The organism is Pseudomonas sp. (genome assembly GCF_049645325.1).
In the GTDB taxonomy this organism is placed as follows: Bacteria; Pseudomonadota; Gammaproteobacteria; order Pseudomonadales; family Pseudomonadaceae; genus Aquipseudomonas.
The window spans coordinates 1-12,996 of sequence record NZ_JBARTQ010000499.1; the positions used below are offsets into that span (position 1 = coordinate 1).

Here is a 12,996-nt window from a genome sequence, read left to right on the forward strand (position 1 = left end):
GGCAAGGCCTGTACCGATTCGAGCCAGTGTGAAGGCGAGTGCCGGACCAGCGTGACAACTCAGTCCGGGAATGGCCCGGTGACAGGCGCCTGCCAGGTCGATAACGGGCACTTTGGCTGCTCGGCAACCGTAGAAAAAGGCCAGCTGGGCCGAGCGATGTGCGTGGACTAAGGCACACCGCACACCCTGGCGGGAGTTGGCTTGCCTGCGATGGCATCTGCCGGTTGCAGCTGACACACCGAGCTGCCCGCATCGCGGGCACGCCCGGCTCCCACAGGTGACAGGTGGCGCCTGTTCCAGCAGCCCCCCTCAGAAATGCGCCACATCCGACACCCGCTCATCCAGCACATCCTGCGCCAGTGCCCAGGCGCGGTCCCGAGACTCGACCACCAGCAACGGGTAGCCCCAGGCCTTGCCGAACGTCACGGCAAACGGTTTGAGCGCCAGGCGCTTTGCCGCGCTCGGTTCCACCTGGATCATGCCTCTGACGAAGGTGCGCAACGCCTGTTTGTTTTTCTTCATCCAGATGGAAGCCTGCTTGCGCTCTTCGTGGGAGTGCGCGTGATTGCTTTCATCCACGGCTTTTTCGTGCAGCAGCAGGAAGGGTTGCTGACGGGCCAGCAGGCCTTCGAATGTGAGGAACGTGTCGTCGGGGCCACCCTGGTTGGGGGCATCAAAAACGATTTTGACCACGGGGAATGTCGTGCTGTCGAGTCGCATGGCAAAGCTCCTGAATGAGAGTGGATCTCACTATAGTGACCTCGCCACTGGACGGCATCGCACAGAATAGCCAGAATGTTTCGCAATTCAGCCAAGCTGCGAATTCGCCATGAAACACCACCGCCTTGACCTGCACGACGCGCGAATGTCCAAGGATGCCGACCTGATCCCGCGTGCCGTGGTCGCCGTGGGCGCGAGCAGTACGTCGGAGCGCTGGGAACATGAGCAGCACTCCCATCGAAAGGCGCAGTTGATGTACACCCTGCGCGGCGTCATTCACTGCGAAATCGAGGCGGGTATCTGGATCGTGCCGCCGCAATGCGCACTGTGGATTCCCGGCGGGATGTCACATGCGGCGCGCGGCTCGGGCGAGGCGCAGGTTTATTGCCTGCTGGTCGACCCCGACGCCTCAAGCGCCCTGCCCGCGCAATGCTGCACCCTCGGCGTGTCGGGTTTATTGCATGGGCTGATCAGCAAGGCCGTGAGCTTCCCGCAACTCTATGACGTCGAGGGCGCCCAAGGCCGCTTGATCAACACGCTGCTGGACGAGTTGGCCGACGCCCCGGTCGAAGACCTGCACCTGCCCATGCCCCAGGACCCACGCCTGCGCCGCCTGGCCGACAGCCTGCTCGCCGACCCCGGCGACAAGGCCACGCTCGGCCAATGGGCCGTGCGTATCGGCATGAGCGAGCGCAGCATGACGCGCTTGTTGCTGGAGGAGCTGGGCTTGAGTTTCGGGCGCTGGCGCCGGCAGTTGCACGTAATCCTGTCCCTGCAACGCCTGGCCAAAGGGGAAAGCGTGCAGCGCGTCGCGCTCGACCTGGGGTATGAAAACGCCAGCGGCTTTATCACCATGTTTCGCAAGGCCGTGGGCCAACCGCCGGCGCGTTACCTGGCCGATCGCGTGGGCGTGAGCGGCAATGCCGGGCAGCCCGGCATTGCGATGCTCGAAACACCATGAAAGCCTCCCCAGGAATAACCCGACAAACTCAAAATGCGTATTGCTGATATTTATTCAATCAGGTGATTCTGCTTTTTAATAATTAGGTTAGAACCATTCAGCCTTTTACAGGACGCGCCGCTGCGCCTATTTTTGAGCTGAATAACCGACCCCTTGCCCGGTGGAGGTGTAAACCCCGACCCAACAAGGACCTGACCATGAGCATTGAATTCATCGGCTATATCGGCGGCCACCACGCTTCCGAGATTCACCCGCGCAGTGGCCCTACCCTGCAGCCGGACTACGTCGAAACCGTGGCCCGCGCCCACGAAGACGCCGGTTTCGACCGAGCCCTGATCGCCTTTCACTCCAACAGCCCGGACAGCACGCTGATCGCCTCCCACGCCGCCAGCGTGACCAAAAAGCTGCAGTTTCTGATCGCCCACCGTCCGGGTTTTGCCCAGCCCACCCTGGCGGCGCGCCAATTCAATACCCTGGACGTGTTCAACGGTGGGCGCACCGCCGTGCATATCATCACGGGCGGCGATGACCGCGAACTGCGCGCCGATGGCAGCCATATCGGCAAGGACGAACGCTACGCGCGCACCGACGAATACCTCAGTGTGGTGCGCCAGGAATGGACCAGTGAAAAGCCTTTCGATTTCGCCGGCACCTATTACCAGGTCGAAGGCGCGCACTCGACGGTGAAATCACCGCAGCAACCGCATATTCCGCTGTATTTCGGCGGCTCGTCGGCCGCCGCGATTGCGGTGGCGGGCAAGCATGCGGATGTGTACGCGTTGTGGGGTGAAACCTATGAGCAAGTGCGCGACGTCGTGACCCAGGTACGCGCCGAAGCGGCCCGGCACGGGCGCACGATTCGCTTCAGTTTGTCGTTGCGGCCGATCCTGGCCGAGACCGAGGAACTGGCCTGGGCCCGCGCCGACACCATCCTGCAACAAGCCACGGCCCTGGCTGAGAAAAATGGCTTTGTGCGGCGCGAACCGCCGAACGAGGGTTCACGCCGGCTGCTCGCCGCCGCCGCACAAGGCTCGCGGCTGGACAAGCGCCTGTGGACCGGGATTGCCGGGCTGCTGGGGGCGCAAGGCAACTCGACCTCGCTGGTGGGCACGGCCGAGCAAGTCGCCGAAGCGCTGCTGGACTACTACGACCTGGGTATTACCACGTTCCTGATTCGTGGCTTCGACCCGCTCAATGATGCGATCGACTATGGCAAGCGCCTGATTCCGCTCACGCGCGAGCGGGTCGCAGAACGCGAGCGGCAGGCCGCAGAAAAGGTCGCGTAACAGGCTAAACGCAGGGTGTTGGTTTAACTCAACACCACCGCGCCTTCCACTGCGGGCGCCACCACGGGGCTGCCGCTGGCGACGAAATCTTCCTTGCGCAACACCACCAGCGCAATCAGTGAAACCACGCCGGTGGCCACATAGAAATACCACGGCGAGGTGATGTCGCCGGTCACCTTGATCAGCCAGGTGGAGATCAGCGGTGCGCTGCCGCCGAACACGGCGACCGGCACGTTATACGCCACCGCGATGCCGGTGGAACGGATGCGTGTCGGCAGCAGTTCGCTCATCAGCGCATAGGTGGACGAGGCGTACAGCCCGAACAGGATCGCCACCGCCATCAACGGTGCGAAGAACGTTGCGGGTGTGGCGGTCGGCGCCATTTTGAACAGCCAGAACATAGCGAGCGTGGCCAGGGTGCCAACCACCATCAGGAACGGTTTGCGCCCGTATTTGTCGGTAAACGCGCCGCCAAACGGCATAACGAACGCCGCCGAAAAGCTGGCGACGAACACGTAGAGCAAGGTGGTGCCGCTGTCGAACTTGAGGATCTTGGCCATGTAGGTCGAAGCGAAGGTCAGCACCAGGTAAAAGATCGAGCTGTGCAAGGTGATGATAAAGAACACCAGGGCAATCGCGCGCTTCCACTGCCAGACTTCACGCAGCGGTGCGCGGGAGGTTTGGCCGGCACGTTGCAGCGCGAGAAACTCGGGGCTGTCTTCAAGTTTCAGGCGAATGTACATGGAGATAAAGCCCAGGGGCGCGGCGATCAGGAACGGCACGCGCCAGGCCCACTCCTGCATCACGTCGGCGCCCAGTATCCAGGTCATGCCATTGGCGACAGCGCCGCCCAGCAACAGGCCCAGCACTGCAGTGACCATCAGCCAGCAGGTGGCAAAGCCACGGCGGCCGGGGCCGGCGTATTCGGAGATAAAACTGGTGACGGTGCCGATTTCGCCGCCCGCCGAGAAACCCTGCACACAGCGCACCAGAATCAGCAGGATCGGCGCGGCGATGCCCAGCGTGGCGTAGGTCGGCAACAGGCCGAGCAGCACGGTGGAACCGGACATCATCACCAGCGCCATGATCAGGGTTTTGCGGCGGCCGATCTTGTCCGCCAGCGGGCCGAAGAACAGCCCGCCCAGAGGCCGGATAAAGAAACTCAGGGCAAACGCGGCGAAGCTCGCCAACAGGCTGGTGGTGGGGTCATCGGAGACGAAAAACGCCTGGCCGATGTACACGGCGAGAAAGCCGTAGACGCCGTAGTCGTACCACTCGATCAAGTGGCCGGAGGTGGCACCGAGAAACGCACGGCGCCGCTTGCGGGCCGTGTCTTGCGCGTGAATACCCATCGAAGGGACTCCTTGTCGTCTATCAATCCATGGAAAAACGGGTTCAGCGAACGGCGGCGATACTCGCCTCTTTCAGCCACTGCCGCAAGTCGGTCTTGAGGATTTTGCCGTAGCTGTTCTTGGGCAACTCATCACGGAACAGGTACTTCTTCGGCTTCTTGAATGAGGCCATACGCGTTAGAAACCAGGCGCTGAGTTCGGCCGTGTCGAGCGGCTGCGCGCTGCGTGTCACCACAAAGGCGACCACCGACTCGCCCCACTGCGCATCCGGCTCGCCGACGACGCACACTTCAAACACCTCGGGGTGCTGGGCCAGCACTTCCTCGACCTCACGCGGGTACACGTTGCTGCCGCCGGTGATGATCACGTCTTTGGAGCGGTCGGTGAGGGTCAGGTAGCCGGCCGGGTCGAGAAAACCGATATCGCCGGTCAGCAGCCAGCCATCGACCAGGGTTTGCCGGGTGGCCTCAGGGTTGCGCCAGTAGCCGTGCATGACGGTCGCACCGCGCACGGCAATTTCGCCGCGTTCGCCGGCTGGCACCGGCTGATGGTGTGTATCGAGGATGCGTATTTCCACGCAGGACTGCGCATGCCCGACGGACGCCGCCAGGCTGGCCCAGCCCACGCGTTGGCCGTCGGCAATCACGGCGCGGGGCAGTACGCTGATGGTCATCGGGCTTTCGCCCTGGCCGTAGATCTGCACCAGGCGCGGGCCAAAGGTTTCGACAGCCTCGCGCAGGTCGGCCAGGTACATCGGGCCGCCGCCGTAGACGATGGTTTTGATGCCCTCGCCGCGGTAACCCTGGCGCCGCGCCTGCTCGACCATGCGCTTGACCATGGTCGGGGCGGCAAACAGTGAAACGTTGCCCAACTCGGTCGCCAACCCGAACAGCTCGGCAGCGTCGAAACCATGGGACGCCGGCACCACGTGCCGGGCGCCACAGCGCACGTGAATGAAGTTGTAGAGCCCGGCGCCATGGGACATCGGCGCGGCATACACCGCCGCGTCGTCGGCACTCACCGGGTCGACATCAATGGGGTAACACAGCGACATGGCGACCAAGTTGCCGTGGGACAGCATCACGCCCTTGGAGCGTCCGGTGGTGCCGGAGGTGTAGAACAGCCAGGCGAGGTCGCTGGCCTGGCGCGGTACCGGGTGTTCCAGCGTCGGCCAGCCACGGGTGGGCGGCAGCGCATGGCCGTCGAGCTCCTTGCAACGCAGGGGCAAGTCCCGCGCTGACAATACCCGGCCGCCGTCAGTGAATATCAACTTCGCCTCAGCGTTTTCGGCGATCCACGCGGCTTCCGCCGGGTGCAGCTTGGCGTTGATTGGCACCACCACCGCGCCGATCCACCAGATGGCGTAGAGCAGTTCCAGGTAGTCGCAGCTGTTTTTCATCAGTACGGCGACCGCATCGCCCGCCGCCACGCCGTGCTGGTCCACCAGGCAGGCAGCGCGCTGGCGAACATGCGCCGCAAAGGTGGCGTAGTCGGCCACTTGCCGCGTGCCGTCGAACAGCGCCGGGCGTTGCGGGGCGCGGCGTTGGGTGTCGTGCAGCCAGTTGGCGATGTTCATGCTTCAGGCGCGCCGCGTGTGCAAAACGCTGGCGTAGTTGGCCACGGCCATGCCGCCCATATTGAACACCAGGCCGAATTCCGGGTTGGGCACTGCCAGGCCAATCGGCTCGCCGGTCAACTGCCGGAACGCCAATGCATGCATCGACACGCCGGTAGCGCCCACCGGGTGCCCCTTGGCCTTGAGCCCGCCGGACAGGTTGACCGGCAACCGCCCGCCGGCGCGCACCACGCCGCTGTCGAGCACGCGATGGCCCTCGCCTTTCGGCGCCAGGCCCATGGCTTCGTAGATCAGCAGCTCGGCGATGGTGAAGCAGTCGTGCACCTCGGCGAAACTCAGGTCGGCCAAGGTCACATTCGCGCCGCGCAACGCCGAGTGGATCGCCCGCTGCGGGCCCTCAAAGGCGAGGATGTCGCGCCCGGCGATGGGCAGCGTGTCGTTGACTTGGGTCATCGCGCGAATCTGCACGTCACGGCGAAACGCGCGCGCACGCTTGGGCGAGGCCAGGATGATTGCGGCGGCGCCGTCGCTGATCAGCGAGCAGTCGGTGAGGCGCAGCGACTCGGCCACAAACGGGTTGCTCTTGGACACGTTGTTGCAGTGCTCGAAGTCCATCACCCGGTGCATCTGCGCCAGCGGGTTGGCCATGGCGTTGGAGTGGTTCTTGGTGGCGATGGCCGCCATCGAACCCAACGGGCAGTGGTAGCGCTCGGCGTATTGGCGGGCTGCGCGGCCGAACAGTTGCGGAAAACTCAGGCCGGCTTCGGCGGGGTCGTTCTGGTAGCCGGCACCGGCCAGGGCCTGGGTGACGTCGGCGGTCGAGGTGTGGGTCATTTTTTCTGCACCCACTACCAGCACCAGTTCGGCACTGCCGGAAAGGATCGCATTGACACCAGCCTGGATGGCTGCCGAGCCGGACGCACAGGCGTTTTCACAACGGGTAGCCGGTTTGAAGCGCAGGCCCGGGTCGGCCTGCAGCAACAGCGAGGCGGCAAACCCGTCGGGCACCAGCCCCGAGTTGAAGTGGCCGAGGAACAGCGCGTCGATCTCTGAAGCGTCAATGGCCGCGTCGGTCAGGGCTTCGCGGGTGACCTGCACGATCAGGTCTTCAAGGGTGGTGCCTTCCAGGCGACCAAAGCGTGAGTGACCGGCAGCAACAATGGAAACGCAATCAGCAGGCATAGTTATTTTCTTCTGTTCTTGGTGCGGACATTCCTTACAATGACCCAGCGTTGGTCGCTCGCCAATTCGTGTAACTACTTACATGAATAAGTAGCCGCCAACGCGAAACACAACGAGGCAGGATGCCCAATGAACGCATTTTCACCGCAACTGCACGACCTCGGACGCCTGGCGTTCCAACATTCCCCCGCCCCACAGCTGGTCACCCGTCATCGCGTGATCGTCGACTGCAATGAAGCGTTCCTGCAGCTGTTCGGTTACCCGCGCGACGCCTTGCTCAACCAGCTGACCCTGCTGATCTACCCGTCCCAGGCCGATTACCATGCCATCGGCAAGCGCAGCCACGACTGGTTGCTGGACAGCGAGAACGGCTTCTACTCCGACGAGCGCTTCATGCAGCACAAAAGCGGCGAAGTGTTCTGGGCCAAGTCCCATGGCTACACCCTCACCCCTGAAGACCCGTTCAAGCTGATGATCTGGCACTTCGAGCGCCTGGACCGCACCCACCAGGGCACCGGCGACCTCACGCCACGGGAGCGGGAAATCGCCCTGCGCCTGGCGATTTCCCATCGCACGGTGGAAGTGCACCGGGCGCGGCTGATGAGGAAGTTGCAGGCCAAGACGGTGGTGGAGCTAGTGTCGAAGATCATTATGGTGGCGTAGCGCCTGCCTGCGCCGCCGCCCAGCCTTGTTGCTGTTCAAACCCCTCGAACAACTCAAGGATCGTCGCCTTGACCTTCTGCACCGCGTTGCTGTGCACCGCCGTGTCCGGCCAGCACAACGACAGTTCCCGGTTGAACAAGCGGTGATCAACCCGGGCGAGCTTGAGCGTTTGTTGCGCCAGCTCAACGTGCGCCGCCGCCCACGGCAGGAGGGTCACACCGAGCCGCGCCAGCACCGCCGAGAACAACAGGTCGGTGGAGTTGGCTTCGAACTCCACGGCAAACGGCAGCCCGGCTTCCTGCATCGCCGCCTCGACGCGGCTGCGAATGGTGTTCGGCGCACAGGGCAGCACCAACGGCATGGTTGCAAGGCTGGCCAGGCTTACCGATGCGTGGGGCAATTCGAATTCCGGCCAGGCCACCAGGTAGAGGGTTTCGGTGAATAAACGCCGCGACACCACACCGCGCGTCGGCACCCCGTCGACCACCACCGCCAGCGCCACCCGCCCTGCGGTGATCAAGCCACCGAGGTCGGCGCTCGGCGCGTCGATCAATTCCAGCTTGATGCCCGGGTAGCGGCTGCGGATGGTCCGCGCCAGTGGCATGGCGAGCATCCGCGCGGTACTCGACGGCATACCGACGGACACCTTGCCCTGCGGGTATGCGGCGTCCTGGCGCAACAGCTCATGGGTGGCGTCGGCCTGGCGCAGCAGGTCGACAGCATGCCGGTACAACGTCTGGCCGGCAGCGGTGGGCACCACGCCCTGGGCGCCGCGTTCGAGCAGTTGCATGCCCATGTCCTGTTCCAGGTTGCGCATCTGCTGGCTGATGGCAGGTTGGGCAATGTGCAATGCCTCACTGGCGCGGGTGATGTTGGCGCACTCGACCACTTTGACGAAGTACCGCAACTGGCGCAGATCCATAAGAGCCCTCCCCCCGAAAACCTCGACTCTATATATAAATCCGATGCCACCAAAGGAATTTCATATTTGTTGCTTATGCCACGCCGCCCTAGATTGATCTCACAACAAAAGGCCCGATCAGGGTCATGGGAGGTCGTCATGTCCAAAGCGTTAAGCGCGTCGGCACTGCGTGTAAACCTGAGTAAAACGCCGCTGTCCCGCGAACAGATTCGCGGTTTCTGGGCGGTCTACCTGGGCTGGGTCCTGGATGGCGTGGATTCGGTCATCTTCGCCCTGGTGCTGATTCCCGCCCTCACCGAATTGCTGCCCCGCTCCGGCCTTGAGCCCAGCGCCGCGAACATCGCCATGTATGGCTCGATCATGTTCGGGCTGTTCCTGGTTGGCTGGGGCCTGTCGTTTGTATGGGGGCCGCTGGCCGACCGTTTCGGCCGCGTCAAGGTGCTGGCCGCGAGCATTCTGGTGTACTCACTGTTCACCGGTGCAGCGGCGTTTTCCGACAACATCTGGCAACTGGCAATTTTCCGCTTGATCGCCGGGATCGGCGTTGGCGGTGAATGGGCACTGGCCGGCACTTACGTGGCCGAGAGCTGGCCCGAAGACCGCCGCAAGATGGGCGCCGGCTACCTGCAAACCGGCTACTACCTGGGCTTTTTCATTGCCGCATTGCTCAACTACACCGTCGGCGCCACGTATGGCTGGCGCGTGATGTTCCTGTGCGGGCTGTTTCCGGCGGTGGTTGCCATTTATACCGCGCTGAAGGTCAAGGAACCGCAGCGCCACCTGGCGAAGACCGGCCCGCGCGCGCCGTGGTGGGAAATCTTCGCGCCCGCCTTTCGCCGTCGCACCTTGACCAGCTCGGCATTGGTCGGCGTGGCGATTGTCGGTTTGTGGGCCGGCTCCGTGTATGAAGCCACCGCCGTGGTCACCCTGGCCACCCGTGCCGGTATCGACCATGTTGGCGCCGTACACCTGGCGTCGATCGGCGCCGCGGTGTTGGCGCTCAGCACCATTCTGGGTTGCCTGGTGGCACCGTGGCTGGCAGAACGGGTGGGCCGACGCAAAGCCCTGGGGATCTATTTCAGTGGCATGGCGGCCGCCATCGTCTTTGCCTTCGGCTGGGTGTTCTACCTCGACGATGGCTTGCACCTGTTCATGGTGTCGCTGGTGTTCCTGGGTTTCTTCGGCGGCAACTTCGCAATCTTTTCACTGTGGTTGCCCGAGCAATATCCCACGCGCATCCGTGCCACGGCCTTTGCGTTCAACGCCTCCGTGGGGCGCTTCATCGGCGCCGGGGTCAACTTTCTGCTGGCGGCAGCCATTCATGGATACGGCTCCCTCGGCACACCGATTGCCTGGACGGCCGCCGCGTTTGTGCTGGGTGTGCTGATCCTGCCGTTTGCCGTTGAAACCCGCGACCAGACCCTGCCGCAATAACCCTTTGGAGACGCCCATGCAAGCGTTGCAAGGCATCAAGATCATCGACCTCAGCCGTGCGCTGTCCGGCCCGTTCTGCACCATGGTGCTGGCTGACCTGGGTGGCGATGTGGTCAAGGTCGAACCCGGCCCCGACGGCGACATGAGCCGCACCTGGGGCCCGTTCGACCGTGGCGTGAGCACGTATTACCTGTCGTGCAACCGCAACAAACGCGGGCTCTGCATCGACTTTCGTCACCCCAGGGGCCTGGACACGCTCCAGCAACTGATCGACGGCGCCGACGTGGTGATCGAAAACTTCAAACCCGGCACGCTGGAGAGCATGGGCCTGGGCTACGAGGTGCTCAGTGCGCGCAACCCGCGCCTGATTCTGGGCAGCATCAACGCCTTCGGCAGCGACGGCCCGATGAGCACCTGGCCGGGCTTCGACCAGATCGCCCAAGGCTATTCCGGGCTGATGAGCCTGACCGGTTTCAGCGACGGCGACCCCACCCGCACCGGCACCGCCATCGGCGACCTGACCTCGGGCATGTGGCTGGTGACCGCCGTACTGGCGGCCCTGCTGGAGCGCGAACGCACCGGCTGCGGGCAGCACGTCCATACCTCGTTGCTGGCCAGCTTGATGGGTTTGCTCAGCGTGCACGGCCAGCGTTACCTGAGCCTGGGCGATGTGCCGCGCCGCACCGGCAACGCCCATGCGGTGATTGCGCCCTACGGCGTGTTCCAGACCCTCGACGGCCCGTTGAACCTGGCACCGATCACCTCGGCCATGTGGGGCCGGTTGTGTGTGCTGCTCGACCTGCCGGACCTGCCCGATGACCCGCGGTTTGCCAGCAACGAAGCGCGCGTGGAACGCCGAGACGAGTTGAAAGCCCTGCTGGAGACCCGCTTGAAGACCCGCAGCAAGCGCGACTGGACCGAACGGTTTATCGCCGCCGGGCTGCCCGCCGGGCCCATCAACACCCTGGATGAAGTCTTTGCCGACCCGCAGGTGCTGCACAGCCGGTTGACCCACACCCTTGAGCATCCGACATTGGGCGCCTTGCGCCAGGTGGTGACTCCTGTGTTCAGCGGGGCCGAATCGACCGATGCGCAGCGGCCACCACCGCTGCTCGGCGAGCACAGCGTCGAGGTATTACTCGAAGCCGGTTTTGACCCGGACTGCATACAGACGTTGCTCCAGGCCAAGGTGCTCATGCAGGCCACCCCAATCGACCGTTCAACAGGAACTGCATCATGACTGCCACTGTGTCACTTACCCTCATCGACAAGCGCATTGCGCGCCTGACCTTCAGCAATCCCAGCCAGCGCAATGCCCTCAGCGCGCAACTGCTCGACAGCCTGGACGAAAGCCTGGTCGCCCTCGCCGCCCAGCGCGTCGGCGTGGTGATCCTCGGGGCGCAAGCAGGCCAGGCGGTGTGGAGCGCCGGCCACGATATCGGCGAGGTCGCCCGCGACCGCGACCCCGTCGCCTACGGCAAACCCCTGGAACAGGTGCTGCGGCGTATTCGTGCCTACCCTGGCGTCGTGATTGCATTGATTTCAGGCTCAGCCTGGGGCGGCGCCGTGGACCTGGCCATGAGCTGCGACATGGTGGTGGCCGATGCCAGCGCCAGCTTCGCCATGACCCCCGCCAACATCGGCCTGCCCTACACCACCAGCGGCCTGCTGCGGTTCTTCAACAACCTGCCGATTCATGTGCTCAAGGAAATGTTCTTCTGCGCGCAAAAACTCGACGCCGAGCGCGCCGAGCGTTTTGGCGTGATCAACCGCCTTGTGCCCACCGACGCCCTGGAAGCCACCGCCCTGGATATTGCCCAGGGCATCGCCGCCAAGGCCCCGCTGGCGATTCAAGCCGTGAAGGAACAACTGCGCATCCTCGAAGACCTGCAACCGATGCCTGTGCAAGCCATGGAACAGATTGCCGAGTTGCGCCGCCAGGCGTGCGCGAGCGCGGACTTCGGTGAAGGGCTGGCGGCCTTTGCCGAACGCCGCCCACCTGTATTTGAGGGACGTTGACAGTTTTTTCATATCCGGCCGTTTATGCTCCTGCCCTTCGTTGGGGAGTAACCGGCTTCTGACCCGCTCAGAAGCGTTCGTATCAACATATTCGGCAACCTGCCGTGGTACGAACACCGTTGTGGTTGGTGAGACCAGCGACACATCCATGCCTAAAGTCGGGCGTGTGGTTGTGTCGTTGACTCATACAGCCCGACTGGAAGCCTTACCGTGAATCCCATTTCCCTCACTTTTCTCGCCCTTGCCATGTCCACGGACGCCTTCGCGGCGGCTATCGGCAAAGGCTCCAGCCTGCACAAACCACGCCTGACCGAAGCCCTGCGCGCCGGCTTGATCTTTGGTGTGATCGAAGCCATTACGCCGATGATCGGCTGGGCCATCGGCCATGCGGCCACGCGTTGGGTGGAGAGTTGGGACCACTGGATCGCCTTTACCCTGCTGGTCGCGCTGGGCCTGCACATGATCTACAACGGGTTCAAGCCTGAGGATGAAGAAGCGCAAAAGCCGACTCAGCATTCCTTCATGATCCTGGCTGTCACCGCGTTCGCCACCAGCATTGATGCGCTGGCGGTGGGTGTGGGCCTGGCGTTTGTCGACGTGAATATCCTGGTGGCCTCGGCGGCGATTGGCTTGGCGACCATGACCATGGTGACGCTCGGCATGATGCTCGGGCGTGTACTGGGCACGGTGGTAGGCAAGCGCGCCGAGATGGTCGGCGGCGTGGTGCTGATGCTGGTGGGTGCGACGATTTTGTATGAGCATTTGTCGGTTTGAGGCATGCACGGTTTTAGCGGGGCTTTGCTCGTCTGCCGGGTACCTATCCGTTGTCGGGGTGAGGGCTGGCTTGCCTGCGATGGCCATAAGTATCTACACAACTTTCA

At 63.5% G+C, this 12,996-nt stretch carries 12 protein-coding genes and 1 riboswitch; of the genes, 7 read left to right on the plus strand and 5 right to left on the minus strand.

The window, feature by feature from the left end:
- Positions 1–309: 309 nt before the first annotated feature.
- Positions 310–720: a hypothetical protein gene (locus WBB95_RS21245; protein WP_424489364.1), complete on the minus strand. Its 411-nt coding sequence runs from the start codon at positions 718–720 to the stop codon at positions 310–312.
- 109 nt (positions 721–829) lie between these two features.
- On the opposite strand from WBB95_RS21245, the gene WBB95_RS21250 reads away from it, so the two are divergent.
- Together WBB95_RS21250 and WBB95_RS21255 are read left to right on the plus strand one after the other, a co-directional pair.
- Positions 830–1,681 carry an AraC family transcriptional regulator gene (locus WBB95_RS21250; protein ID WP_424489365.1) on the plus strand — a complete coding sequence of 284 codons (852 nt, stop codon included), beginning with the start codon at positions 830–832 and terminating at the stop codon, positions 1,679–1,681.
- A 197-nt stretch (positions 1,682–1,878) separates the two neighbouring features.
- Positions 1,879–2,967, plus strand: coding sequence for an LLM class flavin-dependent oxidoreductase (locus WBB95_RS21255; protein ID WP_424489366.1), 1,089 nt, complete (start codon positions 1,879–1,881; stop codon positions 2,965–2,967).
- A 23-nt stretch (positions 2,968–2,990) separates the two neighbouring features.
- Here WBB95_RS21255 and WBB95_RS21260 read toward each other — a convergent pair whose 3' ends face one another.
- The 3 genes from WBB95_RS21260 to WBB95_RS21270 are packed head-to-tail and all read right to left on the minus strand — an operon-like array spanning position 2,991 to position 7,077.
- The gene (locus WBB95_RS21260) at positions 2,991–4,319 is read right to left on the minus strand and encodes an MFS transporter (protein WP_424489367.1); all 1,329 of its coding nucleotides are present in this window, start codon (positions 4,317–4,319) and stop codon (positions 2,991–2,993) included.
- A 43-nt stretch (positions 4,320–4,362) separates the two neighbouring features.
- On the minus strand, positions 4,363–5,895 hold the full coding sequence (locus tag WBB95_RS21265; protein ID WP_424489368.1) for a class I adenylate-forming enzyme family protein: 1,533 nt from the start codon (positions 5,893–5,895) through the stop codon (positions 4,363–4,365).
- Positions 5,896–5,898: 3 nt separating this feature from the next.
- Entirely contained in the window at positions 5,899–7,077 is a 1,179-nt protein-coding gene (locus WBB95_RS21270) for an acetyl-CoA acetyltransferase (RefSeq protein ID WP_424489369.1), read from the minus strand.
- A gap of 129 nt (positions 7,078–7,206) precedes the next feature.
- Here WBB95_RS21270 and WBB95_RS21275 point away from each other — a divergent pair, with 129 nt between their 5' ends.
- Positions 7,207–7,740 carry a LuxR C-terminal-related transcriptional regulator gene (locus WBB95_RS21275; protein ID WP_424489370.1) on the plus strand — a complete coding sequence of 178 codons (534 nt, stop codon included), beginning with the start codon at positions 7,207–7,209 and terminating at the stop codon, positions 7,738–7,740.
- On the opposite strand, the gene WBB95_RS21280 is transcribed toward WBB95_RS21275, so the two are convergent.
- Positions 7,727–8,662 carry a LysR substrate-binding domain-containing protein gene (locus WBB95_RS21280; RefSeq protein WP_424489371.1) on the minus strand — a complete coding sequence of 312 codons (936 nt, stop codon included), beginning with the start codon at positions 8,660–8,662 and terminating at the stop codon, positions 7,727–7,729. The two genes, WBB95_RS21275 and WBB95_RS21280, sit on opposite strands and share 14 nt — an antisense overlap.
- 138 nt (positions 8,663–8,800) lie before the next feature.
- Between WBB95_RS21280 and WBB95_RS21285 the strand changes: the two genes are divergently transcribed.
- The 4 genes from WBB95_RS21285 (at position 8,801) to mntP (ending at position 12,889) form a co-directional block, all read left to right on the plus strand.
- Positions 8,801–10,096 carry an MFS transporter gene (locus WBB95_RS21285; protein WP_424489372.1) on the plus strand — a complete coding sequence of 432 codons (1,296 nt, stop codon included), beginning with the start codon at positions 8,801–8,803 and terminating at the stop codon, positions 10,094–10,096.
- A 16-nt stretch (positions 10,097–10,112) separates the two neighbouring features.
- The gene (locus tag WBB95_RS21290; RefSeq protein ID WP_424489373.1) at positions 10,113–11,336 is read left to right on the plus strand and encodes a CaiB/BaiF CoA transferase family protein; all 1,224 of its coding nucleotides are present in this window, start codon (positions 10,113–10,115) and stop codon (positions 11,334–11,336) included.
- Positions 11,333–12,115 (plus strand): methylmalonyl-CoA decarboxylase, encoded by a 783-nt coding sequence (gene scpB, locus WBB95_RS21295; RefSeq protein WP_424489374.1) that lies wholly within the window; start codon positions 11,333–11,335, stop codon positions 12,113–12,115. The genes WBB95_RS21290 and scpB overlap by 4 nt, the downstream gene beginning before the upstream one ends.
- A 30-nt stretch (positions 12,116–12,145) precedes the next feature.
- Positions 12,146–12,313: riboswitch (yybP-ykoY riboswitch) on the plus strand.
- Positions 12,314–12,325: 12 nt separating this feature from the next.
- Entirely contained in the window at positions 12,326–12,889 is a 564-nt protein-coding gene (mntP, locus tag WBB95_RS21300) for a manganese efflux pump MntP (protein WP_424489375.1), read from the plus strand.
- Positions 12,890–12,996: the final 107 nt, after the last annotated feature.

What these genes read in the sequence shown, in the direction of transcription:
- WBB95_RS21245 (WP_424489364.1), bottom strand. Translation starts at nt 720, where the DNA reads ATGCGACTCGACAGCACGACATTCCCCGTGGTCAAAATCGTTTTTGAT.
- WBB95_RS21250 (WP_424489365.1), top strand. Translation starts at nt 830, where the DNA reads ATGAAACACCACCGCCTTGACCTGCACGACGCGCGAATGTCCAAGGAT.
- WBB95_RS21255 (WP_424489366.1), top strand. Translation starts at nt 1,879, where the DNA reads ATGAGCATTGAATTCATCGGCTATATCGGCGGCCACCACGCTTCCGAG.
- WBB95_RS21260 (WP_424489367.1), bottom strand. Translation starts at nt 4,319, where the DNA reads ATGGGTATTCACGCGCAAGACACGGCCCGCAAGCGGCGCCGTGCGTTT.
- WBB95_RS21265 (WP_424489368.1), bottom strand. Translation starts at nt 5,895, where the DNA reads ATGAACATCGCCAACTGGCTGCACGACACCCAACGCCGCGCCCCGCAA.
- WBB95_RS21270 (WP_424489369.1), bottom strand. Translation starts at nt 7,077, where the DNA reads ATGCCTGCTGATTGCGTTTCCATTGTTGCTGCCGGTCACTCACGCTTT.
- WBB95_RS21275 (WP_424489370.1), top strand. Translation starts at nt 7,207, where the DNA reads ATGAACGCATTTTCACCGCAACTGCACGACCTCGGACGCCTGGCGTTC.
- WBB95_RS21280 (WP_424489371.1), bottom strand. Translation starts at nt 8,662, where the DNA reads ATGGATCTGCGCCAGTTGCGGTACTTCGTCAAAGTGGTCGAGTGCGCC.
- WBB95_RS21285 (WP_424489372.1), top strand. Translation starts at nt 8,801, where the DNA reads ATGTCCAAAGCGTTAAGCGCGTCGGCACTGCGTGTAAACCTGAGTAAA.
- WBB95_RS21290 (WP_424489373.1), top strand. Translation starts at nt 10,113, where the DNA reads ATGCAAGCGTTGCAAGGCATCAAGATCATCGACCTCAGCCGTGCGCTG.
- scpB (WP_424489374.1), top strand. Translation starts at nt 11,333, where the DNA reads ATGACTGCCACTGTGTCACTTACCCTCATCGACAAGCGCATTGCGCGC.